23 protein-coding genes and 1 riboswitch are annotated in these 22205 nt (G+C 61.3%); of the genes, 9 read left to right on the forward strand and 14 right to left on the reverse strand.

Translation table 11 applies throughout. The features are described from left to right. The first annotated feature begins 60 nt into the window (after positions 1-60). Entirely contained in the window at positions 61-1581 is a 1521-nt protein-coding gene (gene adh, locus ACQY7U_RS02850) for an aldehyde dehydrogenase (RefSeq protein WP_428641743.1), read from the forward strand. 112 nt (positions 1582-1693) lie between these two features. Here adh and ACQY7U_RS02855 read toward each other — a convergent pair whose 3' ends face one another. After that, a complete protein-coding gene (locus ACQY7U_RS02855) occupies positions 1694-2017 on the reverse strand; it encodes a winged helix-turn-helix transcriptional regulator (protein WP_428641745.1) in 324 nt (107 codons plus the stop codon). A 185-nt stretch (positions 2018-2202) separates the two neighbouring features. On the opposite strand from ACQY7U_RS02855, the gene ACQY7U_RS02860 reads away from it, so the two are divergent. The 3 genes from ACQY7U_RS02860 to ACQY7U_RS02870 are packed head-to-tail and all read left to right on the forward strand — an operon-like array spanning position 2203 to position 3417. Then, positions 2203-2817 carry a glutathione binding-like protein gene (locus ACQY7U_RS02860; RefSeq protein ID WP_428641747.1) on the forward strand — a complete coding sequence of 205 codons (615 nt, stop codon included), beginning with the start codon at positions 2203-2205 and terminating at the stop codon, positions 2815-2817. After that, complete coding sequence (locus ACQY7U_RS02865) at positions 2814-3200, forward strand: nuclear transport factor 2 family protein (protein WP_428641749.1); 387 nt, start codon at positions 2814-2816, stop codon at positions 3198-3200. The genes ACQY7U_RS02860 and ACQY7U_RS02865 overlap by 4 nt, the downstream gene beginning before the upstream one ends. A 1-nt stretch (position 3201) precedes the next feature. Next, positions 3202-3417, forward strand: a complete 216-nt coding sequence (locus ACQY7U_RS02870; RefSeq protein WP_428641751.1) for a tautomerase family protein — start codon at positions 3202-3204, stop codon at positions 3415-3417. A gap of 46 nt (positions 3418-3463) precedes the next feature. Here ACQY7U_RS02870 and tyrS read toward each other — a convergent pair whose 3' ends face one another. The 3 genes from tyrS to ACQY7U_RS02885 all read right to left on the reverse strand — a co-directional run bounded on the left by tyrS (position 3464) and on the right by ACQY7U_RS02885 (position 6417). Continuing rightward, a complete protein-coding gene (gene tyrS, locus ACQY7U_RS02875) occupies positions 3464-4741 on the reverse strand; it encodes a tyrosine--tRNA ligase (RefSeq protein ID WP_428641752.1) in 1278 nt (425 codons plus the stop codon). A 537-nt stretch (positions 4742-5278) separates the two neighbouring features. Next, positions 5279-5863, reverse strand: a complete 585-nt coding sequence (locus ACQY7U_RS02880) for a hemerythrin domain-containing protein (protein WP_428641755.1) — start codon at positions 5861-5863, stop codon at positions 5279-5281. A gap of 104 nt (positions 5864-5967) precedes the next feature. Then, positions 5968-6417 (reverse strand): MarR family winged helix-turn-helix transcriptional regulator, encoded by a 450-nt coding sequence (locus ACQY7U_RS02885; protein WP_428641756.1) that lies wholly within the window; start codon positions 6415-6417, stop codon positions 5968-5970. A 95-nt stretch (positions 6418-6512) separates the two neighbouring features. Here ACQY7U_RS02885 and ACQY7U_RS02890 point away from each other — a divergent pair, with 95 nt between their 5' ends. Further along, positions 6513-7217, forward strand: coding sequence for a glutathione S-transferase family protein (locus ACQY7U_RS02890; RefSeq protein ID WP_428641758.1), 705 nt, complete (start codon positions 6513-6515; stop codon positions 7215-7217). 205 nt (positions 7218-7422) lie between these two features. Here the strand turns inward: ACQY7U_RS02890 and ACQY7U_RS02895 are convergent, their stop codons facing one another. The 8 genes from ACQY7U_RS02895 to ACQY7U_RS02930 all read right to left on the reverse strand — a co-directional run bounded on the left by ACQY7U_RS02895 (position 7423) and on the right by ACQY7U_RS02930 (position 14960). Then, a complete protein-coding gene (locus tag ACQY7U_RS02895) occupies positions 7423-8085 on the reverse strand; it encodes a cysteine hydrolase family protein (protein ID WP_428641760.1) in 663 nt (220 codons plus the stop codon). A 20-nt stretch (positions 8086-8105) separates the two neighbouring features. Beyond that, positions 8106-8573 carry a MarR family winged helix-turn-helix transcriptional regulator gene (locus ACQY7U_RS02900; RefSeq protein ID WP_428641762.1) on the reverse strand — a complete coding sequence of 156 codons (468 nt, stop codon included), beginning with the start codon at positions 8571-8573 and terminating at the stop codon, positions 8106-8108. Between the two features lie 181 nt (positions 8574-8754). Then, positions 8755-10347, reverse strand: coding sequence for an aminomethyl-transferring glycine dehydrogenase subunit GcvPB (gene gcvPB, locus ACQY7U_RS02905; RefSeq protein WP_428641763.1), 1593 nt, complete (start codon positions 10345-10347; stop codon positions 8755-8757). Continuing rightward, the gene (gene gcvPA, locus ACQY7U_RS02910) at positions 10344-11690 is read right to left on the reverse strand and encodes an aminomethyl-transferring glycine dehydrogenase subunit GcvPA (RefSeq protein WP_428641765.1); all 1347 of its coding nucleotides are present in this window, start codon (positions 11688-11690) and stop codon (positions 10344-10346) included. Before gcvPA ends, gcvPB begins: the two co-directional genes overlap by 4 nt. A 237-nt stretch (positions 11691-11927) precedes the next feature. Then, entirely contained in the window at positions 11928-12413 is a 486-nt protein-coding gene (locus ACQY7U_RS02915; RefSeq protein ID WP_428641767.1) for an OsmC family protein, read from the reverse strand. A 3-nt stretch (positions 12414-12416) separates the two neighbouring features. Then, on the reverse strand, positions 12417-12788 hold the full coding sequence (gene gcvH / locus ACQY7U_RS02920) for a glycine cleavage system protein GcvH (RefSeq protein WP_428641769.1): 372 nt from the start codon (positions 12786-12788) through the stop codon (positions 12417-12419). A 23-nt stretch (positions 12789-12811) separates the two neighbouring features. Beyond that, positions 12812-13963 carry a glycine cleavage system aminomethyltransferase GcvT gene (gene gcvT, locus ACQY7U_RS02925; RefSeq protein ID WP_428641771.1) on the reverse strand — a complete coding sequence of 384 codons (1152 nt, stop codon included), beginning with the start codon at positions 13961-13963 and terminating at the stop codon, positions 12812-12814. Positions 13964-14144: 181 nt separating this feature from the next. Further along, positions 14145-14237, reverse strand: a riboswitch (glycine riboswitch). Positions 14238-14378: 141 nt separating this feature from the next. After that, a complete protein-coding gene (locus ACQY7U_RS02930) occupies positions 14379-14960 on the reverse strand; it encodes a hypothetical protein (RefSeq protein WP_428641773.1) in 582 nt (193 codons plus the stop codon). A 195-nt stretch (positions 14961-15155) separates the two neighbouring features. Here ACQY7U_RS02930 and ispH point away from each other — a divergent pair, with 195 nt between their 5' ends. The 4 genes from ispH to ACQY7U_RS02950 are packed head-to-tail and all read left to right on the forward strand — an operon-like array spanning position 15156 to position 18525. Beyond that, positions 15156-16154 carry a 4-hydroxy-3-methylbut-2-enyl diphosphate reductase gene (gene ispH / locus ACQY7U_RS02935; RefSeq protein ID WP_428641775.1) on the forward strand — a complete coding sequence of 333 codons (999 nt, stop codon included), beginning with the start codon at positions 15156-15158 and terminating at the stop codon, positions 16152-16154. Positions 16155-16158: 4 nt separating this feature from the next. Then, positions 16159-17124 (forward strand): homoserine kinase, encoded by a 966-nt coding sequence (locus ACQY7U_RS02940; protein ID WP_428641778.1) that lies wholly within the window; start codon positions 16159-16161, stop codon positions 17122-17124. Next, entirely contained in the window at positions 17121-17573 is a 453-nt protein-coding gene (gene rnhA / locus ACQY7U_RS02945) for a ribonuclease HI (protein WP_428641781.1), read from the forward strand. The genes ACQY7U_RS02940 and rnhA overlap by 4 nt, the downstream gene beginning before the upstream one ends. Before the next feature lie 28 nt (positions 17574-17601). Then, entirely contained in the window at positions 17602-18525 is a 924-nt protein-coding gene (locus tag ACQY7U_RS02950) for a diacylglycerol/lipid kinase family protein (RefSeq protein ID WP_428641784.1), read from the forward strand. A gap of 93 nt (positions 18526-18618) precedes the next feature. Here ACQY7U_RS02950 and ACQY7U_RS02955 read toward each other — a convergent pair whose 3' ends face one another. Together ACQY7U_RS02955 and ACQY7U_RS02960 are read right to left on the reverse strand one after the other, a co-directional pair. Beyond that, positions 18619-21531 carry an EAL domain-containing protein gene (locus ACQY7U_RS02955; RefSeq protein ID WP_428641786.1) on the reverse strand — a complete coding sequence of 971 codons (2913 nt, stop codon included), beginning with the start codon at positions 21529-21531 and terminating at the stop codon, positions 18619-18621. A 31-nt stretch (positions 21532-21562) separates the two neighbouring features. Beyond that, positions 21563-22201, reverse strand: a complete 639-nt coding sequence (locus ACQY7U_RS02960; protein WP_428641788.1) for a GNAT family N-acetyltransferase — start codon at positions 22199-22201, stop codon at positions 21563-21565. Between the last annotated feature and the right edge of the window lie 4 nt (positions 22202-22205).

Below are 22205 nucleotides of genomic sequence, written 5' to 3' on the forward strand. Positions count from 1 at the left end.
GCCTTCCCTCACATTCCTCCCATCCCTGGCGGAGGACCAGGACGTTGAGGAGGAAACAACATGAACGAGATGCCAACCTTTGCGGCTGAAACCGCGTCGCCCTTCAAGTCCCGTTATGACAACTATATCGGCGGCAGGTTCGTCGCCCCGGTCAACGGCCGCTACTTCAGCAACATCACGCCGATTTCCGGCAGAACCGTCTGCGAAGTCGCCCGTTCGGATGGGGCCGATGTGGAGCTTGCCCTCGATGCCGCCCATGCGGCCAAGGATGCCTGGGGCCGCACCCCGGCTGCGGAACGCGCGAATATTCTGCTGAAAATCGCTGATGTGATGGAGCAGAATCTGGACCTGCTGGCCCAAGCCGAAACCTGGGACAACGGCAAGCCGATCCGCGAAACCACTGCTGCCGACATTCCGCTTTCCGTCGACCATTTCCGTTATTTTGCGGGCGTGTTGCGTGGCCAGGAAGGCTCCATGTCGGAAATCGATGCCGACACCGTTGCCTATCACTTCCATGAACCGCTCGGCGTGGTCGGTCAGATCATCCCGTGGAATTTTTCTATCCTGATGGCCGCCTGGAAACTGGCTCCCGCCCTTGCCGCAGGCAACTGCATCGTGCTGAAGCCGGCTGAACAGACACCGGCCGCGATCATGGTTCTGGCAGAACTGATCGGCGACCTGCTGCCCGCCGGCGTTCTCAACATCGTCAACGGCTATGGCGCCGAGGTCGGCGCACCGCTCGCCAAGTCCAACCGAATTGCCAAGATCGCCTTCACCGGTTCCACCCAGACCGGCCGGATGATCATGCAGTATGCAACCGAGAACCTGATCCCGGTGACGCTTGAGCTCGGCGGTAAGTCTCCGAACATCTTCTTCTCCGACGTCATGCGGGAAGACGATGCCTTCCTCGACAAGGCCATCGAAGGCTTCGTGCTCTTCGCCTTCAACCAGGGCGAGGTCTGCACCTGCCCGAGCCGTGCACTCATCCAGGAAGACATCTATGAGGCCTTCATCGAACGGGCGATTGCCCGGGTGAAAGCCATCAAGCAGGGTGACCCGCGCTCCCTCGACACTATGGTCGGCGCCCAGGCGAGCCGCGAGCAGCAGGAAAAGATCCTGTCCTACCTCTCGATCGGTGTCGAGGAAGGCGCGGAGGTCCTGTGCGGCGGCGCGGAAGCCAAGTTCGGAGGCGATCTGGCGGACGGTTTCTACATCCAGCCGACGATCCTGAAAGGCCACAACAAGATGCGGGTCTTCCAGGAGGAAATCTTCGGTCCGGTCGTCTCCGTCACCACCTTCAAGACGGAAGAGGAAGCACTGGCGATTGCCAACGACACGCTCTACGGCCTCGGAGCCGGTGTGTGGTCCCGCGATGCCAACCGCTGCTACCGCTTCGGCCGGGCAATCGAAGCTGGCCGCGTCTGGGTCAACAATTACCACGCCTATCCGGCCCACGCCGCCTTCGGCGGATACAAGCAGTCCGGCATCGGCCGCGAGACCCACAAGATGATGCTGGATCACTATCAGCAGACCAAGAACATGCTGGTCAGCTACAACCCCAATAAGCTCGGGTTCTTCTAGAGCTGCCTGTTAGCTGCACAGACTCTGGAAAACGACAGCGGCCCGGTCTCCGGGCCGCTGTTATCAATTTGACTACCGTCTTTCCTTGGATGCGTCGGCTGTCGCACGCACCTCATTCCGCTGCTTCGTTCTGTTGCCGGTATTCCTGCCTTGCCTTCAGCTTGTGCCCGACCTCGACAATGGCCTCCAGCGCCGGGATCAGTTCCTGCCCCAGTTCCGTCAGCTCGTATTCAACCGAAGGCGGTGCTGTCGGGCGGACATGGCGCAGCAGGACGCCGCGCTCTTCGAGCTCCGACAGGCGCGCGGAGAGGACCTTGGAGGAAACCGGCGGAATATCGACCTTCAACTCGCTGAACCGGCGCGGGCCTGCACGCAGGCTCCAGATCACGTTTGGGGCCCAGGCCCCGGCAATCACCTGCATGCATTCCGTCAGCATGCAGGGTTCCGGCGGTTTGGGGCTTCGGTTCTTGCGCATTTTCAGGGGCATTTTCAGGTAACACTCGCGAAATCAGGTTTCTTCCGGGTAACTCGATAATGGAAGTTACCAATGGTTACCTACTTGTCAATGGTAACGGGAAGAAACACCTTCCGCCCATCGACAACCAACGATGGAGCCAATCGATGAAACTCTTCTATAAACCCGGCGCCTGCTCCATGGCAGCGCACCTCATCCTCAACGAGGCCGGTGCTACCTTCCAGCTTGAAAAGGTGGACACGGAGGCGGGCACGACCGAGACCGGAGCGTCCTACGCCAACACAAACCCGCGTGGATATGTTCCTGCGCTACAGCTAGCAAATGGCGAGATCCTCACGGAGAACGTTGCCGTGCTCCAATGGCTGAGCGAGCAGCTTCCGGGCTTCGCTTCGAACGACAACCGCGCTTCCCTGGATAGATATCGCCAGCTTGAACTGCTGAGCTTCCTGTCCTCGGAACTGCACAAGGCATTCGGCCCGTATTTTTCAGGGCTTGAGTACTCGGACCCGGAAAAGGCAACACATGCCAGGAAACTGAACGCGAAAATCGCCCAGTTCGATGAACTCTTGTCCGCAGACAGCCCCTTTCTGATGGGGGACGCATTTTCGGTCGCGGACGCCTACGCCTTTGTCATCCTGAACTGGACCAACTTCATCGGTGTTTCACTGTCGGAATGGCCGAAGACGGAAGCATATGTCTCACGGATTGCGTCCCGCCCGGCGGCACAACAGACGCTGAAAGAAGAAGGTCTGGCAGCATGAGCGACGCCCTGACCGACTTGCAGGGGGTGATCTCGGACTATTTCGACGCCCTCCATCATTGCCACACCGGTCTCTTGAAGAAGGTGTTTCACCCGAAGGCGATCTATGCGACGGCCGACGAGGCCCCGCTGCTCTACCGCACGATGGACGAGTATGTGCCCGTGGTCGCGGCCCGCCAGTCCCCGGCCTCCCGGGGCGAGGAGCGCCGGGACGCGATCGACGAGATCCAGCTGGCCGGAGACAACACCGCCTTTGCCAGAGTTCGCTGCAGCATCGGCGACAAGGATTTCACTGACTTCCTCACTTTCGTGCGGGACGGAGGCCGCTGGCAGATCATGGCCAAGATTTTCCAGATCAGACCCCGCACCGAAGGAGGCGCTTGAGATGCCCTATGTGAACATTCAGGTGACCCGCGAGGGCGTCACGGCCGAGCAGAAAGCCAGGCTCATCAAGGGAGCAACCGACCTCCTCGTCGACGTGCTCGGCAAGACCCCCTCAACCACCTTCGTGGTGATCGAGGAAGTCGAGCTTGAAAGCTGGGGGATCGGGGGTCTGCCGGTGGAGGAGTACCGGGCAAGTCAGCTCCCGAAGCAAGGCTGATCCGAAGAGACGAAGCCGGGGCGTGCCCGGCTTCGTTTGCAGTCCGTCACTCGAACCCGATCAGCGCCTTGCGGCGGCGGCCGACGGAGACGGAGAGACGGTCGTTCGCCTGAAGGTCGCCGATGGCGATGCGGCGGCGCGGATCCTCGACGATCCCGTTGTTGAGCCGTACGCCGCCCCCTTCCACCAGACGCCGAGCCTCGCCGTTCGAACCGGCAAAACCGACAGCCACGACAAGCTCCAGCAGACCGAGGCCATCGGCCAGCGTCTTAAGTGGCAGCTTGTGGGTCGGCTCCAGGATCTCGCCTTCCCCGGCAAACAGCGCATCACCCTGCTGCAGGGCCGCACGGGCTTCTTCCGGTCCGTGGACGATCGACGTCACCTGGGTCGCCAGGATCTTCTTGGCCTCATTGAGTTCCGACCCTTCAAGGGCCGAAAGCCGGTCGATTTCACTCATCGGAATTTCGGTGAAGAGCCGCAGGAACCTGGCGACATCCGCGTCCGCGGTATTGCGCCAGAACTGCCAGAAACCGAAGGGCGACAGATGTTCAGGGTGCAGCCAGACGGCTCCGGCTGCCGTCTTGCCCATCTTGGAACCGCTCGCCGTTGTCAGCAGCGGCACGGTGAGGCCGTGCAGCTTGCGTCCGTCGCGGCGGCCGAGTTCGACCCCGTTGACGATATTGCCCCACTGGTCCGATCCACCGACCTGCAGCACGCAGTCGTGGCGCTTGGCGAGTTCCAGGAAATCGACGGCCTGCAGCATCATGTAGCAGAACTCCAGCACCGTCAGCGGCATCTGCGCTTCGAGCCGCGATTTGACGCTGTCGAAGGTCATCATGCGGTTGACGGTGAACTGGGAGCCATAATCGCGGAGGAATTCCAGGAAGCGGAACTCGTTCAGCCACTCCGCGTTGTCGACCAGGAGCGCACCGTCCGCACCTTCCATGTCCACGAGGCGTTCGACGGACCGGCGGATGGTCCGGATATTGGCCGCGATCTGCCGCTCTTCCAGCATCGGCCGGGCATCCTTGCGGAAGCTCGGATCGCCGATCTGGCTGGTACCGCCGCCGAGCACAATGATGGGCTTGTGCCCGAGCTTCTGCAGCCAGCGCATGGTCATGAGCGGCATCAGGTGGCCGACATGAAGGCTCGCGGCGGTGGCGTCGAAACCGGCGTATGCGGTGACCGGCCCTTCGGAGAGGGTTCTGTCGAGCGCATCGATATCCGTGCACTGGTGCACGAGCCCGCGCTCCAGAAGCACGGCAAGTGCTTCGGATTTGAGTTTTGTCGCCGGCTTCCCGGCTTCGATCATGTGTCTGGTCATTTTTCGCTTCCTGGTTCCCCCGCCAGGAAGCTTGGGGTTAGAAACCAAAAAGCCGCCTGACGCGGCGGCTTTTGAGGTTTCTAAGAGGTAGACAAGATCCTACGCAGCCGCCGTTATGTCGGTGACGTAATAAAAATACACGAAGGATGCGGTCATCTTGGTCATGCCAGCTTAAATGCGCGAGGCCGGACAAAGAGTCAAGTGTGTTGGTGAGGTTGCCCGTCAGTCCTGCGCGAGTGTGGCGCAAAAGCTTCATGACTTGCGCCGCACCCTTGAAGACCACGGTTTTGGGTCTCCAAGGGTCCCACGATATCCACTTGTGTCACCCCGGGCGACCGCAGGGAAACCCGGGGCCCACTCGTTTGCAGAGCCTTCGGCTGATAGCGAAGCCTTGAGCAAAATGCGTTCACTTTGGCAAGTTGCAACGAGAGTAGGCCCCGGATCTGCGCTTCGCTTGTCCGGGGTGACACACAGTTTCAAATTCGACTTGATTGACGGTCACCGATTTTTCGGATGTCCGTTGGTGTTGCCTTCCACTTAGGAAAGCCCGAGCTGCCGCTCGCCCCGGTCCAGGATCACCGGAACGATCAGGTCCTCCTCATCTTCGAGGTGGCGTATCAGACCGGAGATCAGCGTATCGCTGACGCCGGCGAAACTGTCGGCTGCGCGCCGGATGCTGTCGCGGTCTCGGGTTCCCAACTGGCCGAACAGCTTGTTGGCGCTTCTGATCACCGTTTCGATGCGGTGATGGATCAATTCGTGATCGTTTTCCAGAAGCTCGAAGCCTGCGAGGAGGCGCTTTTCCGCTGCCATGAAGACCGGAAAATAATGATGATCCTCAATCGTGTGGTGGTGGTGAAGCTCTGACAGGAACTGCTGAAGGAGCGGCGCGAACCGGCCTCCGAATTGCTCGGCACGGATCTGATCCTCCCGGAATTTCGACAGCAGACCTTCGAGCATTCCCCCGAGTCGGCGGAAACCGTTGTGCCGCTCCAGCCAGAACTCCGTCATCGGCCCCAGATTGCGATGCGAGGTCCAGATCTCCCGTGGATGGTCCTTCAGAAGAAACAACCATTCCTCAGGAAGGCCGGACCGGTCATCAAGATTGGTGGCGTATGTCATGACTGAGTGTCGTCTCCGATCAGCGTCGATTCACCCGCCCTTATAACGAAGTAGTTTCGTTCTGACGGGAAACGGTGTGTTCACTGCCGGAAGACAACGGAAAGTCAGGGCAGCAACTTGCCAAGAACCGTCCAAATAGCCTGCGCATCGCCGTCTTCCAGATGACTGCCGAATTCCGCTTCCACGGCCGTGCGGTAGGCGGGCCACATGGATGTCAGCAGGTCGGCGCCGTCCGGTGTCAGGCGGACAACCACGCCCCTGCCGTCTTCCGGCGCTTTCAGCTTCTCGACGTATCCCGCCGCCATTAGACGGTCGATCAGCCGCGAGACATTGTACTGGGCGAGCAGTGTTCGCTTTTCGATGTCGACCGGGCGCATGGTTTCCCCATCTGCCTTGCGCAGTTCCAGAAGCACGTCATACCAGCCGAGCGGCGGAAAGCCCTCCGCCTTCAGCCTCGTTTCCACTCTGGACAGGACAGCGCTGCTCGCCCGCTGCAGCCGTGCCCAGGCGTCGATTTCGGTCGGGCCCGGAGCGTCCTTGTTTTTCTTTTCCATACCTGAGGCATAGGAAATTAATGCAGGTGCATCAATCTTGAATTTCAATGCAGCTGCATCTATCTTCATGCAACTACATGAAAATGGAGATGCAAATGACCAAGCCGCTTACCCTGATCAGCCACACTCTCTGCCCCTATGTTCAGAGGGCCGCCATCGTTCTTGCGGAAAAGAACGTTCCCTTCGAGCGCATCTACATCGATCTTGCCGACAAACCGGACTGGTTCCAGGCGGCCTCGCCTCTCGGCAAGGTGCCGCTCCTGAAGGTCGGTGAGGACAGGTTTCTGTTCGAATCCGCTCCTATCGTGGAGTTTCTGGATGAAACCGAGCCGCAAAAACTGCATCCGCAGGATCCTGCCGAGCGGGCACGACATCGGGCCTATGTCGAATTCGCCTCGCAGATCCTCAACGGTATCGGCGCTCTCTATAACGCCAGGGACGACACGGGATTCCAGGCGGCATCGGAGGCATTGAGAGCCAAGTTCCTTCATCTGGAGGCAAAGATCGATCCGGACGGCCCGTTCTTCGCCGGAGCCTCCTTCTCACTGGTCGATGCCGCCTTTGGGCCGGTCTTCCGTTATTTCGATGTCTTTGACGACTTCACACGGCTGGGCATCTTCGACGGACTGGAACACGTGAAGCGCTGGCGGCGAAACCTTTCGGAACGCGCCTCGGTCATCGGAGCCGTCACGGAAGACTATCCGGAGCTTCTGAGAGCTTTCCTCCGCAAGCGCAGCACTTGGATCTCCCACCAGCTCGACCTGCACGAGCGCAGCCAACCGATGGTGGCGGCGCAGTAGACCACACTCCCACGATTATTTAAGGCCGGCATCCCTGCACCCGCTTTCGCGGGCATAAACTCCTGCAGGGATCCGGTAATCCGCCGAACACGTAATGTTCTGTGGAACCAGCCCCAGGGAGTACTGGATCCCGGTCTTGGCTAAAGCCAGACCGGGATGACAACTCAGAATGCCTGCCTCAAAAACAATTACCGTTCTGCGTTTGTCACGCCAGGACGGCCCCCGCCGTCCTGAGGCCCTCTTTCAGGGCGGCCCAGTTTTCCGGCGCCGTGGTCAGCGTGGCGGGCTCCCGGATCTCGACGTCGTAACCTCTCGCGAGGGCGCCTTTGGCGATGAGCTGCACGCAGTGGCAGGCATCAAGCCCAGTCAGGATCAGCCGCCCAACTTTCCGTTCCGCCAGAAATATCTCGAAGTCCGGACAGGAGAATGAGTCTCCGATGGATTTTTCAAACACCGGCGAGCTGCCGACGTCCAGCGTACGATCGAATTTCAGCCCTTCCCGGCCCGGCGTCCCGATGCCGCCTGCGGAGAGCTTCATCGCCAGGATCACCGGCCAGTCGCGGAAAACGTTCCGGACGAAGATCACCTCCATGCCAACTTCTCGCGCAGCGGAAATCTCCCGGTTGATGGCGGCAAGCGCCAAATCGCGCGCCTGCGGCGCATAGGCATGTTTGCCGGTGTTGCGGGTAAAGTCTTCCTGAACGTCGATAACGACCAGTGCCGAGTTCGGCCGCGAGACGGGATCAATCATCTTGCCACGTGTCGGCCGGCCCAGCCTGCGCAGGCAGTAGCCGCAGTAAAGGCAGACGCCCAGGACGACCAAGACGACCAGGACGGCCAATCCTGTCAAACTCCAGAATACCGGCATCACTTCGCCCTTCCTTGGCTTTATTCCAGTGCCTTCGGACGATCCGGGTCGTCCTCGAATTCGGCGAAATGGTCGAGGATGGAACAGAGCACCCTTTGAACCGCCTCCAGGTCAGCGTCCGCAAACAGCTTGCAGACCGCGTCCATCTCTTCATTTTCCCGCGCCCGGATTTCACCGAAGGTGGTGCGACCCTCGTCCGTCAGCGCAAACAGCGGTGAACGCTTGTGCGCCGGGTTAGGCCGACGTTCAAGGAAGCCTGCCTCTTCCAGCGCATTGACGATCAGCTGGATCTGCTGACGCGCCAGAAACATCGTCCGGCCGATATCCGGCACCGACAGCGGTCCCGCCTCTTCCAGCACCTCCATGACGGCCCGCATGCCGACAGTGATGCCAGACCCTTCCAGCTTGGCTTCCACCGCCCGCGCCAGCCGCCGGTGAACGGGCCGGATCAGGCGGATGATTTCGTAGAGTTCCGTGGTTTTGTTCATGCGCACCCCTTTGACAAACTTAATGTCATAATGACAATATTATTGTCAATATAAAGATGAGCTACCTTTTTTGATGCCGGACACCAAAACAACCTCATCCTGAGGAGGACCTCCGGAACAGCCAAACAAAAAACCCCGGCCGAGGCCGGGGTTTCATCATTTACGTAATAACGCTTGCCGCTTATTCCGCGGCTGCCGGGGTGACCTCGGCGGGCTCCGGAGCCGTCCATTTCAGCACCGGCTTGCGGGCGGCGCCCGTCTCGTCCAGACGGCGGCGCGGGGCGAGATAAGGCGCGCCGGAGAATCGGTCGGTTTCACCGCGCTTGGCGCTCATGACTAGGTCCCGCATGGTGGCGACGAAAAGGTCGAGCGCGGCCCGGCTTTCCGACTCCGTCGGCTCGATCAGCATGGCCCCATGGACGACCAGCGGGAAATACATGGTCATCGGATGGTAACCCTCGTCGATCATCGCCTTGGCGAAGTCGAGCGTGGTGACGCCCGTGTCTTTCAGGAAGCTGTCGTCGAAGAGCACTTCGTGCATGCACGGCCGCTCGCCGAACGGCAGGCTCATCAGGTCCTGCAGACCGACGCGGACGTAGTTGGCGTTGAGAACGGCATCTTCCGAAGCCTGCCTCAAGCCGTCCGACCCGTGGCTCATCATGTAGGAGAGCGCCCGCACGAACATGCCCATCTGACCGTGGAAGGCAGTCATGCGGCCGAAGGGCTGTTCGCCCTCGCCTGTTGCGGCGCCGGTCTCGACCAGTTCCAGTCCCTTGTCCGTCTTGCGGATGAAGGGAAGCGGTGCGAAGGGCGCCAGACGTTCGGAGAGCACCACCGGACCGGAACCCGGCCCCCCGCCGCCATGAGGCGTGGAGAAGGTCTTGTGCAGGTTGATGTGCATGGCGTCGACGCCGAGATCACCCGGACGGGCCTTGCCGACGATGGCGTTGAAGTTGGCGCCGTCGCAGTAGAAATAGGCGTCCGCCGCATGGATCAGGTCGGCGATCAGCTTCACTTCCCGTTCGAACAGCCCGCAGGTGTTCGGGTTGGTCAGCATGATGCCGGCAATGTTGCCTTCATGTTCGGCAATGGTCGCCTTGAGGGCCTCAAGATCAACCGTGCCGTCGTCCTTGGCATCGATGTTGACCACCTTGTAGCCGAGCAGGGCTGCGGTCGCCGGGTTGGTGCCATGGGCACTTTCCGGAACCAGCACGATCTTCGGATCGCGTCCTGCCGCCGTATGCGCCGCCTTGATCGCCATCATGCCGCACAATTCGCCGTGGGCACCGGCTTTCGGGCTCATGGCAACGGCGGACATGTTGGTGGAAACCATCAGCCAGTGCGCGAGGTCGTCGATCAGCTCCAGTGCGCCCGGAACCGTGGAGACCGGTTGCAGCGGATGAACGTCGCCGAAGCCCGGCAGGCGGGCCATCTTTTCGTTCAGCCGCGGATTGTGCTTCATGGTGCAGGAGCCGAGCGGATAAAGCCCGCTGTCGATCGCATAGTTGTTGCGCGACAGACGCACGTAGTGACGCATGGCTTCCGGTTCTGCGAGGCCCGGCAGGCCGATGTCGGTCCGGCGTTCGAAGCCGCCCAGCTCGAATTCGATGCCTTCATCCTCGTCGAGGTCGACACCGGTGGTTTCCAGCGAGCCGAATTCGAAGATCAGCGGCTCTTCCATGTCGAGACCGCGGTTGCCGGTGAAGGTTTTCGGGCGGAAGGTCTCGCCCGCTTCGCCCGCAGCGGTCGGGCGTCCTTGCGTGTTCATGCTCATGCCAGCACCTCCTTCAGTGCTGCCGCGAAGGCGGCACGGTCTTCATCCGTGTTGACTTCGGTCGAGGCGACGACCAGCAGGTTCGCCAGGTCCTTGTTGCCCGGCTCCAGACGGGAGACCGGCAGACCGGCGAGAATGCCGCGTTCGGCAAGCCGCTCGACCACGTCTTCGGCCACCTTCGGCAGGGCAATGGTGAACTCGTTGAAGTAGGCCGAGTTCAACACCTCAACGCCCGGAACATCACCAAGCAGCTTTTTCAGCTTCACCGCGTTACCGTGGTTGATGCGGGCCAGTTTCGTCAGCCCGGCCTGTCCCAGCAACGACATGTGAATGGTGAAAGCCAGGCAGCACAGACCCGAGTTGGTGCAGATGTTGGAGGTCGCCTTGTCGCGGCGGATATGCTGCTCGCGGGTCGACAGCGTCAGCACGAAACCGCGCTTGCCTTCCGCGTCGACCGTTTCACCGCACAGCCGGCCCGGCATCTGGCGGACGTATTTCTGGCGCGTCGCGAAAAGACCGACGTAAGGTCCGCCGAAGTTGAGGCCGTTGCCGATGGACTGGCCTTCGCCGACGACGATATCAGCCCCTTGCGTTCCCGGCGGCTCGATGAGGCCAAGGGAAACCACTTCGGTGAAGACGGCGATCAGCAACGCCTTGTGCTGATGAGCCTTTTCGGCGATCGGCTTCAGGTCGATCAGCTGGCCGTAGAAGGACGGCGACTGCACGACCACGCAGGAAGTCTCGTCGTCGATCTGGGAGAGAATGTCTTCCGTGCCGGTCGGGTCCGCCGGCAGGCTGACCACCTTGTAGCCGGCCATGTTCGAAATGCCCTCGACCACTTCCCGGTATTGCGGGTGCAGGCCGCCGGAAAGAACCGCCTTGTTGCGCCGGGTCACCCGGTGCGCCATCAGCACTGCTTCCGCGGTGCCGGTCGAACCGTCATACATGGACGCATTGGCAACATCCATCGCCGTCAGTTGCGCAACCTGGGTCTGGAACTCGAAAAGGTACTGCAGCGTGCCCTGCGTTATTTCCGGCTGGTAGGGCGTATAGGAGGTCAGGAATTCCGAACGCTGGATCAGGTGATCGACCGACGCCGGAACGTGGTGCTTGTAGGCACCCGCACCAACGAAGAACGGCACGGAGCCGGCGGCGGTGTTCTTGGCCGCCATGGCGGAAAGCTTGCGCTCCACCTCCATTTCGCTGGCCCGTTTCGGAAGGTCCAGGAGATTGTTGAGACGGATGTCTTCGGGAATATCCGCGAAGAGATCGTCAATCGAATTGACGCCGATGCGGGCAAGCATGTCCCCGCGGTCGGCTTCGGTCAAAGGCAGGTAGCGCATCAGGCAGCTCCCAAGGGTTGATAACTTGAGCGAACGGCTAACGCGTCACTTAATCTCTTGTCGTCATCCCGGGAAAACGGAGTGAGACCCGGAATCGGAGAGCCACAATCTTCTAAACTCGGGGCTCCCCGGCCCCGGATCGGCGCTTGTGCGCCGTCCGGGATGACGGTGGAGAGATTTGGACACCGTCCACGATATTGGATCCGGCCACGCCACTCGCGCGGCCCGATCGAAAATTCACGGCGCGACCAGGCGGAGCGGTCCGGGCTCCACCACAACCTCGCAGCTTACCGAATTGGCGATGAAACAGATTTCATGCGCCTTTTCATGGAGACCGGCCAGAAGGACCGGATCAGGATCCTTCTCCGCCACAAGCGTGATGTCCGGCCGCAGCACCACTTTGGTGATCGCCATCCGGCCTTTTGCCACGCGGTTCAATTCCCCCCGGGCAGCGTCCCGGTAACCGGCGACATTGATGTTCGCCTGACGAGCGACATGCAGGAAGGACATCATGTGGCACGAAGACAGGGCAGCGACGAAAGCTTCTTCCGGGTCGACAGCCGCCTCGGCGGAATAAGGCAGGGGCACGATCGCCGGTGAAGCACTGGCAGCAATCTCAAGCCCGCCGTCGAAACGCCAGACATGCTGCCGGGAATAGGCATTTCCGGCAAAATCGCCGTCAACCGTCCATTCCACCTCGGCCGCGAAGGGATGCCCCGCCATCGATCAGAGCGTCTCCAGATACGCCTTGTAGCCGGCTTCGTCCATCAGGTCGCTGAGCTGACCGGCATTGCCGACCTTCATCTTCAGGAACCAGGCGGCGCCTTCCGGATCTTCGTTGACCTTGGCCGGCTCGTCCGTCAGGGCATCGTTGGCTTCGACGACTTCGCCGTCGATCGGTGCATAGACTTCACTGGCGGCCTTCACCGATTCCACGACGGCGGCCTCGTCGCCCTGGGCGAGTTCCTTGCCGGCTTCCGGAAGTTCGACATAAACGACGTCGCCGAGCTGTTCCTGGGCGTAGGAGGTGATGCCGATGGTGGCAACATCGCCTTCAACGGCAATCCATTCGTGGTCTTTGGAATAATAGGTGGTCATGATCTTGCGTCCGTTTGGAAAGGTCAGGATTTGGGTTTGCGGTAATAGCGGTTCGGCACGAAGGGCATGTCGGCAACGGTTGCCGACAGACGGCGCCCACGTACGATCAGTTCCAATTGGGTGCCGATGGCGGCGTGTTCCGCCGGGACATAACCCATGGCAATCGGCGCTCCGACCGTCGGTGCGAAGCCGCCGGAAGTGACGGTGCCGATCACCGCGCCATCGGGAAGGGCGATTTCGGCGCCCTCGCGGGCAGGCGCCTTGCCGTCGAGGGTCAGGCCGACACGTACGCGACCGGGGCCATCCTTGAGTTCTGCCTGGATACGGTCCGCACCCGGGAACCCGCCCTCTTCGCGGCGGCGCTTCTGCATGCAGAAAGTAATGGCACCTTCGACCGGTGAAGTGGTCTCGTCGATGTCATGTCCGTAAAGGCACAGCCCGGCTTCAAGGCGCAGGCTGTCGCGGGCACCGAGGCCGATCGCCTCCACCCGGTCGTCGGCAAGAAGGGCCCGGGCAATTGCGTCCGCGGCGCCCGCCGGGACGGACATCTCGACACCGTCCTCGCCGGTATAACCGGCACGGGACACATGGCAGGCGATGCCGTCGAATTCCATCGGCGCACCGGACATGAAGGCCAGTTCGGCAGCTTCAGGAGCGTGCGCGGCAACGGCGGCAACGGCCTCGGGGCCCTGCACGGCGATCAGTGCCCGGTCCTCGATCACGTCCAGCGTCACGTTGTCCGGAAGTCTCGCGCGGAAATGGGCGTAGTCGACATCCTTGCGCGCGGCATTGACCACCAGCATCAGCTTGCCGTCATCCGCTTCGGAAATGGGGCGAGTGACCATCAGGTCGTCGATGATGCCGCCTTCGTCGTTCAACAGAACGGTGTAGCGCTGGCGGCCTCGGCCGAGTTCGACGAAATTGGAGGGGGTCAGTGCTTCCAGCGCGCGTGCGGTGGTTTCATGGTCCGGGCCGTTCAGCACAGCCTGTCCCATATGGGAAACATCGAAAAGTCCGGCCTTCGTGCGGGTCTGCTGGTGTTCGGCCATGATGCCGGCCTTGTATTGCACCGGCATGGAATAGCCGGCAAACGGCACCATGCGTGCACCCAGTTCCACATGTAGGTCGTGAAGAGGCGTTTGTTTCAGATCGCTATCTGCAACGCTATCCGCCATGAACGGTCCTCGTCTTAAGGGTTGCGCAGTCCCGAACCATCCCGCAAGGATCCGGTCCGTCTGCACCCCCTCTGTCCGAGTACCTGAGAGATTTCCCGCAGGAGCCGGAGGCTCCCTTGGTTACTCCTTCGGTGAGCAGTCCGCATATCCGTCTGCGCGGAGCACTGCTTTCCAGAGCGTTGTCGCCTATGCGGTCCTTTAGCCTGAGAGTTTCCGGGGCGGTTGCTCCTTCGGCGCCGGGATCCTTTCACCCGGCCTCTCCCGCATAAGCTTTGGCGCCTTGCGGCGCCAACCAGGGGACGACCCTGATTTAGGCGCGATTGTGCGAGGCGGACATAATCTTGTCAATATGCGACGTGCGGCCCCCGCAAAATTCACGGTGCAAAATGAACCGAGCCGCACACATTGTTCCGAATTACCGGCGGCGGCCCTCGTCAAATCCGAAGACCACCTTGACGCTCGCGCCTGCCGGGATGGTGAACTTCTCCTCGATCAGGGTCCATTTCTGGCTCGGAGCGCCCTCCGCCATCGTGACAGGAATCTTCAGAACTTCCGAAGTCAGCGGTTTCGCTTCCTCGCCCGGAGTGATCGCAACGCGTAGCGGAAGCGCGACCTCACCGCCTTTCCACGCAGGTCCCGGTGTCACGTCACCGGAAAAGCCGAGTTTCATGCGCCGGCCGCCGCCAGCCTCCTCGGTACAGGTCACGGCCCAGTCCTCAACGGTCGCCTGGTAGAGGAGCGCGTCAGGATCGTCTTGCTTGCCGCGGGCGTATTTCATGATCAGGTAGGTGTTGCTTTTCAGCTGCAACGGCGGACAGGAAACGGGAGGTGCGAAAGTCTCCGGCGAGATTTCAATCGGCTTCTGACCGCCGGAGATGATCTTTCCGGCAACGCTGTCTGCTCCGCCTCCGCATCCGGCAAGAGCAAGGGCACACACGCCAACTGCAAAAAAAGTCCTGAGCTTCCTGTCGGTTACAGCCTGAAAAGCACTGATCATCTTCTATCCATTTGAATGCAACAAAACCCGGCGAGGCTTCATAGCAGGTGCTTTGCCCCTTGGCGAGGCTTGTTGAGGACCAGTATTCCTGCCCGCGCAATGTGATCGAAATGGTGTGCTGCGGGTGCAGCTCCCTTGACATGACGCCCCCTCAAGCCCTTATTGCCGCCATTAAGGACTGCCCGAAAGCGGATCATGACCGAAACAGCAATCTCCAAGCCGCCCCTGACCATTCACTTGTGCGCCCCGCGCGGGTTTTGCGCCGGTGTGGACCGGGCCATTCAGATCGTGGAACTTGCGCTGGCGAAATACGGCAGCCCCGTCTACGTGCGCCACGAAATCGTTCACAACAAGTTTGTCGTGGACGGCCTGAAGGCCAAGGGCGCCGTGTTCGTCGAGGAGCTTGAGGAAATTCCGGCCGCTGACGCGGACCGGCCCGTGATCTTCTCTGCCCATGGCGTGCCGAAATCCGTTCCCGAAGACGCCGAGTCGCGCAGGATGTTCTATCTGGACGCCACCTGCCCGCTTGTCTCCAAGGTGCACAAGGAAGCTGAAATCCATTTCCGCCGCGGCCGCGAAATCCTGCTGATCGGCCACGCCGGCCATCCGGAAGTCATCGGCACCATGGGCCAGCTGCCGGAGGGCACCGTTACCCTGATCGAAACCGAGGACGATGCCCGGCGCTTCACCCCGAAGTCGGACAAGCCGCTCGCCTATATCACCCAGACGACCCTGTCTGTGGACGACACGGCGGGTATTGTCGCCGTCCTTCAGGACCGTTTTCCGGAAATCGCCGCCCCCCACAAGGAAGACATCTGCTACGCCACGACGAATCGTCAGGAAGCCGTGAAGCACGTCGCACCGCTCGTGGATGCAATGATCGTTGTCGGTGCACCGAATTCGTCGAATTCGCAGCGCCTGAGGGAAGTGGCAGAGCGCGCCGGCTGCAAGACAGCCGTGCTGATCCAGCGCGCGAACGACATCAGCTGGCCGGATTTCGAAGGCATTCGCACCCTCGGCCTGACGGCCGGTGCGTCCGCCCCGGAAACTCTGGTAGAGGAAATCATCAATTCTTTTGCCGGTCGGTTCGATGTCACCGTCGAAACGGTCCGGACCGCGGAAGAAACGATTTCCTTCAATCTGCCGCGCGAGCTGAGGGACATGATTTCCCCGGCCCAAGCGGTAAGCGGATAAGCCCATGGCCGTTTACACCGAAGTCACCGATGAGGAACTCAATACCTTCATCGGCAGCTATGATGTCGGGCGCCTGCTGTCCTTCAAGGGCATCGCCGAAGGTGTCGAAAACAGCAACTTCCTGGTCCATACCGACAAGGCGTCCTTTATCCTCACGCTGTACGAGAAGCGCGTGAACCCGGACGATCTTCCCTATTTCCTCAATCTGCTGGAACATCTGGCGGCCAAGGGCCTGTCCTGCCCGACGCCGGTGCCTTCAAAAGACGGCAAGCTGCTCGGCACCCTTGCCGGACGGCCGGCCGCGCTCGTCACCTTTCTGGAAGGCATGTGGGTCAAACGTCCGCAGGTCGGCCATTGCGGCGAACTCGGCAAGGCCATGGCAGAACTCCATCTCGACGGACGGGACTACGAAGGGCATCGCAAGAATGCGCTTGACGTCAGCGGCTGGCGGCCGCTTTTCGAGCAATGCGGAGACCGCAGCGACACCGTCCAGCCGGGGCTTGGCGCGGAGATCTCCCGCGAACTCGACCATCTCGAAGCCAACTGGCCGGCAGGTCTGCCGAGCGGCGTGATCCATGCGGATCTCTTTCCCGACAACGTGTTCTTTCTCGGCGGCGAGCTTTCCGGGTTGATCGACTTCTATTTCGCCTGCAACGACGCCTTTGCCTATGATATTGCCATCTGCCTGAATGCCTGGTGCTTCGAGCTCGACGGTTCGTTCAACGTGACCAAGGCCCGCGCCCTTCTGAAAGGCTATACGGCGGTGCGTCCGCTGAACGCAGCCGAATTTGCGGCCCTGCCGATCCTGTGCAGGGGGGCAGCCCTGAGGTTCCTGCTGACCAGGCTCTACGATTGGCTGAGCGTGCCCGAAGGTGCGCTGGTTACGCCGAAGGACCCGCTGGAATACTTGAAGAAGCTCCGCTTCCACCAGTCGGTCGAGAGCGCGGAAGCATATGGGCTGGCCCGATGAACAATGAAAACCGCGTCACGATCTACACGGACGGCGCCTGCTCCGGCAATCCGGGCCCCGGCGGCTGGGGCGTGATCCTGCGTTTCGGCGAGCACGAAAAGGAACTGAGCGGCGGGGAGGCCGAAACCACCAACAACCGCATGGAACTGACGGCTGCCATCGAGGCGCTGAAAGCCCTCAAGCGCCCCTGTGCAATCGATCTCTACACCGACAGCACATATGTGCGTAGCGGTATCAAGGAATGGCTGGCCGGCTGGAAGCGCAAGAACTGGCGCACATCCACGAACAAGCCGGTCAAGAATGCCGATCTCTGGCAGGCGCTCGATGCGGCCAGGGAACGCCACGACGTAACCTGGCACTGGGTCAAGGGCCACGCAGGCCATCCGGACAACGAACGTGCGGACGAGCTGGCACGCGGCGGCATGGCCCCCTACAAGAACGGCGCTTGAAGCGACCTGAAGGCATGAGGGAGTTTGCGTGACGACATTCTCAGGGGCCTCCCCGGCGTCGCGGCGCAAGATGCAGCCTGATCTGTCAGGCTCCGCGCTGATCCTGGCCAATCCGACGTCCGGCGGCTACAGACCGGACGTCCTGGATGGCGTGCGAACGCGTCTGGAAGATAAGGGCTGGCAGGTCGAAATCCGTCTGACCCGCCATGCCGGCGAGATCGGCGAGGTCTGCTCCGATCCCAAGCTGCCCGTCAAGACGGTCGTCATCGCGGGCGGAGACGGCTCGATCAACGAGGCCCTGACCGGCTTCCAGAACCATCCGGCCCCGCCGCAACTTGCGGTCATTCCGTTCGGCACCGCGAATGTCCTGGCGCTGGAACTGGGCCTGCCCCGCAAGGCAGCCGCCATCGCCGACATGATTTCGAACCAGAAGATCGAACAGCTGCATTACGGCCTCGCAAACGGCAGACCCTTCGTCCTGATGGCATCGGCCGGCTTCGATGCGGAAGTCGTCCATGCGGTTCCACTTGCGCTCAAGCGCCGGCTCGGCAAACTTGCCTATGTGATCACCGCCTTCAGGACCGGACTGACACGCAAGGGCCCCACCCTCAAGGTCTGCCTGGACGGTGTGACGGCCACCGGAAAGCTCGCCGTTGCCAGCAACGCGCAGCACTACGGCGGCCCCTTTACCATCTGCCCCGGAGGGGTGACGGACGCCGGACTCCACATGCTGGTTCTGGAAAAGGACGACCCCTTGTCGTCCTTACGCTTCGGCCTTGCGCTCATGTCCGGCCGGATCCACAAGGCCCGCGGCGCATTCGTCAAGCCGTTCCGGACGGCCACCATCGAAGCGGAAAGTCCGGTTGCCGCACAGGTTGACGGCGACCCCTTCGGAGCAACGCCCCTCGATATCCGGCAATCGGACAAGACGGTGCCGGTGCTGGTGCCCTAGGGCAACCGCGCGCGGACCGGTCATGATTTTCGCCACATGAGAAAAAGGGTTCGCCTCTTGCGAGGAGCCCACCGCTCCCCGCAAGAGCGTTTCCTATTGTGCCGGTTCGGCCTGTGCCGGCATTTTACGCAGGATCTTGGTCGCTTCGGCGGAGGCCACCGCCTCACCGAAATAGAACCCTTGCGCGAATTCGCAGCCGAGCTGATAGAGCTCCAGCGCATCCGTCTCGCTTTCCGCACCCTCTGCAACCACCGACATGCCGAGGTCGTGGCCCATCGCGACGATCGTGCGCAGCAGCACGGGGCGGGCGGCGGAGCCGTTGGGCTTCACGAAGGACTGGTCGATCTTGATCGTGTCGAAGGGGAACCGCTGCAGGTAGGACAGCGAGGAATGGCCGGTGCCGAAGTCGTCGAGGGACAGGCCTGCACCAAGTCCCTTCAGCCGCTCAAGCACCTTGGCGGAATATTCCGGATTGGACATCACGAGCGACTCGGTCAATTCCAGTTTCAGCGTGCCTGGTTCGAGAGACGTACGCGAGAGAACCGCTTTCACGTCGTTGATCAGGTCCTGTTTCAGAAGCTGGCGGGACGACAGGTTCACCGAGGCAAAGAGCGGTCGCGGCATCGGGAACTCCCGTTGCCAGAAGGCGAGCTGCTGAGCGCCCTTGTCGAGCATATACATGCCGAGTTCGTTGATGAGGCCGGATTGTTCGGCCACGGGAATGAACTCGGACGGTGCAATCTTGCCGCGTTTGGCGTGGTTCCAGCGTGCAAGCACCTCGAAGCCTGCGACCGACTGATCCTCCAGCCGGATGATCGGCTGGAAGAAAACGCCAAGCGTCTCCTTCTTGATCGCCTCGCGCAGATCTGCTTCCAGATCGACGATGTTCTTGCCGAGCGGCCTCAGGATCGGGCGGTACACTTCCTGACGGTCTCCGCCAAGCCGCTTGGCGTGGTTCAGGGCAATCTCCGCATTGGTGAGCATGTCCTCCACGCCCTGCTTGCCGCCCTCGAAGAAAGCAATCCCGACCGAACAGGTCAGGAAGATTTCCCGGTCGCTGAAGGTAATCGGCGCGCGCACCGCCTTCCGGAGCGCATCGGCCAGCGCGACGATCCGGTCCGGTTCCTGTTCGGACAGCAACATCAGACCGTACTGGTCGCCCGACAGGCGACCCAGGGTATCTTGCTGGCCGATCAGCCGGCCGAGACGGCGCGCCACGGTGAGCAGGATGCTGTCGCCGGCGGACAGGCCGATGCTGTCGTTGACCTGCTTGAACCGGTCGAGATTGAGCACCAGAACGGTTGGTTTGGTGGTTTCCTCCGCCTTCGAACGCACCACGCTGGTACGAAGACGGTCGACAAAGAGTTCGCGGTTCGGCAGCCCCGTCAGGTTGTCGTGAACGGCATCGTGCAACAGCCGTTCCTCTGCGGTGCGCTCCTCGGTCACGTCAAGCAAGGTTCCGACGCAGCGGATCACCTCGCCGTCGGAGCCGATGATCGGGCGGGCGCGCAACCGGAACCAGCGGAAATGCCCGTCTTCGGATCTCAGGCGGAAGGTCTGGACGATCTTGCCGCGCCGCTGGTCGATCACCGCATCGAGCGTTGCCCGGAACCGGTCCCGGTCCTGCGGGTGCAGGATCTCCAGCCACTCCCGCGCCGCGCCGTCAAGCGTGCCGCGTTTGAGATTGAGCAGGTCCTCGACCTCGTTGCCGGTGAACACACGGTCACGATCGACATCCCAGTCCCAGATGATGTCGCCGGAGCCGGTCAGCGCAAGCGCCTTGCGCTCCACATCCGAGATCAACCCTTGCGCGATGGCACCGCCCGCGAAGGCATGCTGCATGACCGTGAAGCCGATCAGAAGCACGATCAGCACCAGCCCTCCGCCGAGCGCCGGCTGAACGATATCGTTGGACAGGACACTAGTGATGGTCATGCCGGCGCCAATCAGCCAGGCAATCAGCAGGCACCAAGTCGGAATCAGCAGGATCGCGCGATCATAGTGCTGATAGGCCAGGACGGCGATGGTCAGGAACCCCAGAACGCCGATGACACCAAGCGAGAGCCTCGCGATACCCGCCGCGATGGACGGGTCCCAGACCGCGACCCCCAGCAGCCCCAGGATGAGGATCAGCGTGGTCAGCGCCAGATGGGAATAATGGATGTTCCAGCGGTTCAGGTTGAGATAGGCGTAGAGGAAGATGATCAGGCTGGCCGCGAGCATCACCTCGGCGCTGGCCCGCGCCAGCTGGCTGCCGCCGCCGTCCTGATTGAACACCATCCCCCAGAAACCGAAATCGATGCACAGATACGCCAGAACCGACCAGGCAAGAGCCGCCGTTGCCGGAAACATGACGGTGCCCTTGACCACAAACAGGATCGTCAGGAACAGGGCCAAAAGGCCGGAGATGCCCAGAATGATTCCGCGGTAAAGGGTGTAGGCGTTGACCGTTTCCTCGTAGACATCCGGTTCCCACAACCTGATTTCCGGCAGGTTCGGCGTCGTCAGCTCGGCGACGAAGGTCACGATGGAGCCCGGGTCGAGCGTCACCAGAAAAACATCAGCCTCCATGCTTTTCTGGCGTTCCGGGGCTATGCCCTGGCTGGGCGTGATGGCCGCGATGCGCGAAGACCCGAGATCCGGCCAGAAAAGGTCCGACCCGGCCAGCTTGTAGTTCGGCGCCACGATAAGACGGTCGATCTGTTCGTCGCTTGTGTTGGCCAGGGCAAACACGGCCCAATTGGTATTGGAGCCATCGCGCGAGGGCACTTCGATCCTGCGCACGATGCCGTCCGCACCCGGTGCGGTGGAAACCTGCAGGCGGGCGCCCGCATCCCTGTGGAGATCGATAGACGCGGTGATGTCCAGCGCCTCGATATCAATCGGCACGGGAATGGGTTCTAGGGCCTGTGCGGGCAAGACCGACAGGGTCGACACGATCAGACAAAGAGCAACAACGAGGTATTTGAAAACGTTGTTTGTGGAGCCCGGCAAAAAAATCGACATGGGGCGAAGAACTACCGGGTTGCGAAGCATGTCACAAGAATTCTTTCAAGATACCCTCGACACTGGGAGCCACTTTTTGAGGACGCGCCGCATGATCTTCCGCCAGACAGGCAAACAGCAGGTGATCCTGCCAGCTGCCGTTGATCAACAGATAGTTGCGCGCGTAGCCTTCCTTGTGGAAACCGGCGTTTTCGAGCAGTCGAATGGATGGCGTGTTGGTAGGCAGGCAGGCTGCCTCAACGCGGTGAAGGTGCAACACGTCGAAACAAAACGGCAAGATCATGGCGACCGCGGCGGACATGTGCCCTTTTCCCGCATATCGCTGCCCCATCCAGTAGCCAAGTGTCGCAGTCTGACTGACACCCCGGCGGATGTTGCTCAAGGTCAGACCGCCGAGGATCTGATCCGTTCTCGCACTGAACAGAAGAAACGACAGGCTGCGGCCTTCCTTGCGGTCCCTTGCGTAGCGGCGCAGGCGGCGGCGGAAGCCGGTCTTGGTCAGATCGTCCGACGGCCACAGGGGCTCCCACGGCTTCAGAAAGGAGCGGCTTTCCTCCCTGAGGCCCGCCCATGACTTGAAATCGGACATGATCGGCGGGCGCAGGTAATAGCCGCCCGCTTCGATCAGCAGTTCGGCATCTGGTGAATATCCCGGACGTAGCAGCGACATGCCC

Source organism: Roseibium sp., assembly GCF_050301095.1.
Lineage (GTDB): Bacteria > Pseudomonadota > Alphaproteobacteria > Rhizobiales > Stappiaceae > Roseibium.

Excerpts from the sequence above, each read along its gene's own strand:
- ACQY7U_RS02870 (WP_428641751.1), top strand. The coding sequence starts at position 3,202 with ATGCCCTATGTGAACATTCAGGTGACCCGCGAGGGCGTCACGGCCGAG.
- ACQY7U_RS02900 (WP_428641762.1), bottom strand. The coding sequence starts at position 8,573 with ATGAACAAAACCACGGAACTCTACGAAATCATCCGCCTGATCCGGCCC.
- ACQY7U_RS02860 (WP_428641747.1), top strand. The coding sequence starts at position 2,203 with ATGAAACTCTTCTATAAACCCGGCGCCTGCTCCATGGCAGCGCACCTC.
- gcvPB (WP_428641763.1), bottom strand. The coding sequence starts at position 10,347 with ATGAGCATGAACACGCAAGGACGCCCGACCGCTGCGGGCGAAGCGGGC.
- ACQY7U_RS02865 (WP_428641749.1), top strand. The coding sequence starts at position 2,814 with ATGAGCGACGCCCTGACCGACTTGCAGGGGGTGATCTCGGACTATTTC.
- gcvH (WP_428641769.1), bottom strand. The coding sequence starts at position 12,788 with ATGACCACCTATTATTCCAAAGACCACGAATGGATTGCCGTTGAAGGC.
- tyrS (WP_428641752.1), bottom strand. The coding sequence starts at position 4,741 with ATGACCAGACACATGATCGAAGCCGGGAAGCCGGCGACAAAACTCAAA.
- ACQY7U_RS02880 (WP_428641755.1), bottom strand. The coding sequence starts at position 5,863 with ATGACATACGCCACCAATCTTGATGACCGGTCCGGCCTTCCTGAGGAA.
- ACQY7U_RS02855 (WP_428641745.1), bottom strand. The coding sequence starts at position 2,017 with ATGCTGACGGAATGCATGCAGGTGATTGCCGGGGCCTGGGCCCCAAAC.
- ACQY7U_RS02955 (WP_428641786.1), bottom strand. The coding sequence starts at position 21,531 with ATGTCGATTTTTTTGCCGGGCTCCACAAACAACGTTTTCAAATACCTC.
- ACQY7U_RS02890 (WP_428641758.1), top strand. The coding sequence starts at position 6,513 with ATGACCAAGCCGCTTACCCTGATCAGCCACACTCTCTGCCCCTATGTT.
- ACQY7U_RS02895 (WP_428641760.1), bottom strand. The coding sequence starts at position 8,085 with ATGCCGGTATTCTGGAGTTTGACAGGATTGGCCGTCCTGGTCGTCTTG.
- ACQY7U_RS02930 (WP_428641773.1), bottom strand. The coding sequence starts at position 14,960 with ATGATCAGTGCTTTTCAGGCTGTAACCGACAGGAAGCTCAGGACTTTT.
- rnhA (WP_428641781.1), top strand. The coding sequence starts at position 17,121 with ATGAACAATGAAAACCGCGTCACGATCTACACGGACGGCGCCTGCTCC.
- gcvT (WP_428641771.1), bottom strand. The coding sequence starts at position 13,963 with ATGGCGGATAGCGTTGCAGATAGCGATCTGAAACAAACGCCTCTTCAC.
- ACQY7U_RS02960 (WP_428641788.1), bottom strand. The coding sequence starts at position 22,201 with ATGTCGCTGCTACGTCCGGGATATTCACCAGATGCCGAACTGCTGATC.
- ACQY7U_RS02915 (WP_428641767.1), bottom strand. The coding sequence starts at position 12,413 with ATGGCGGGGCATCCCTTCGCGGCCGAGGTGGAATGGACGGTTGACGGC.
- gcvPA (WP_428641765.1), bottom strand. The coding sequence starts at position 11,690 with ATGCGCTACCTGCCTTTGACCGAAGCCGACCGCGGGGACATGCTTGCC.
- adh (WP_428641743.1), top strand. The coding sequence starts at position 61 with ATGAACGAGATGCCAACCTTTGCGGCTGAAACCGCGTCGCCCTTCAAG.
- ACQY7U_RS02885 (WP_428641756.1), bottom strand. The coding sequence starts at position 6,417 with ATGGAAAAGAAAAACAAGGACGCTCCGGGCCCGACCGAAATCGACGCC.
- ispH (WP_428641775.1), top strand. The coding sequence starts at position 15,156 with ATGACCGAAACAGCAATCTCCAAGCCGCCCCTGACCATTCACTTGTGC.
- ACQY7U_RS02940 (WP_428641778.1), top strand. The coding sequence starts at position 16,159 with ATGGCCGTTTACACCGAAGTCACCGATGAGGAACTCAATACCTTCATC.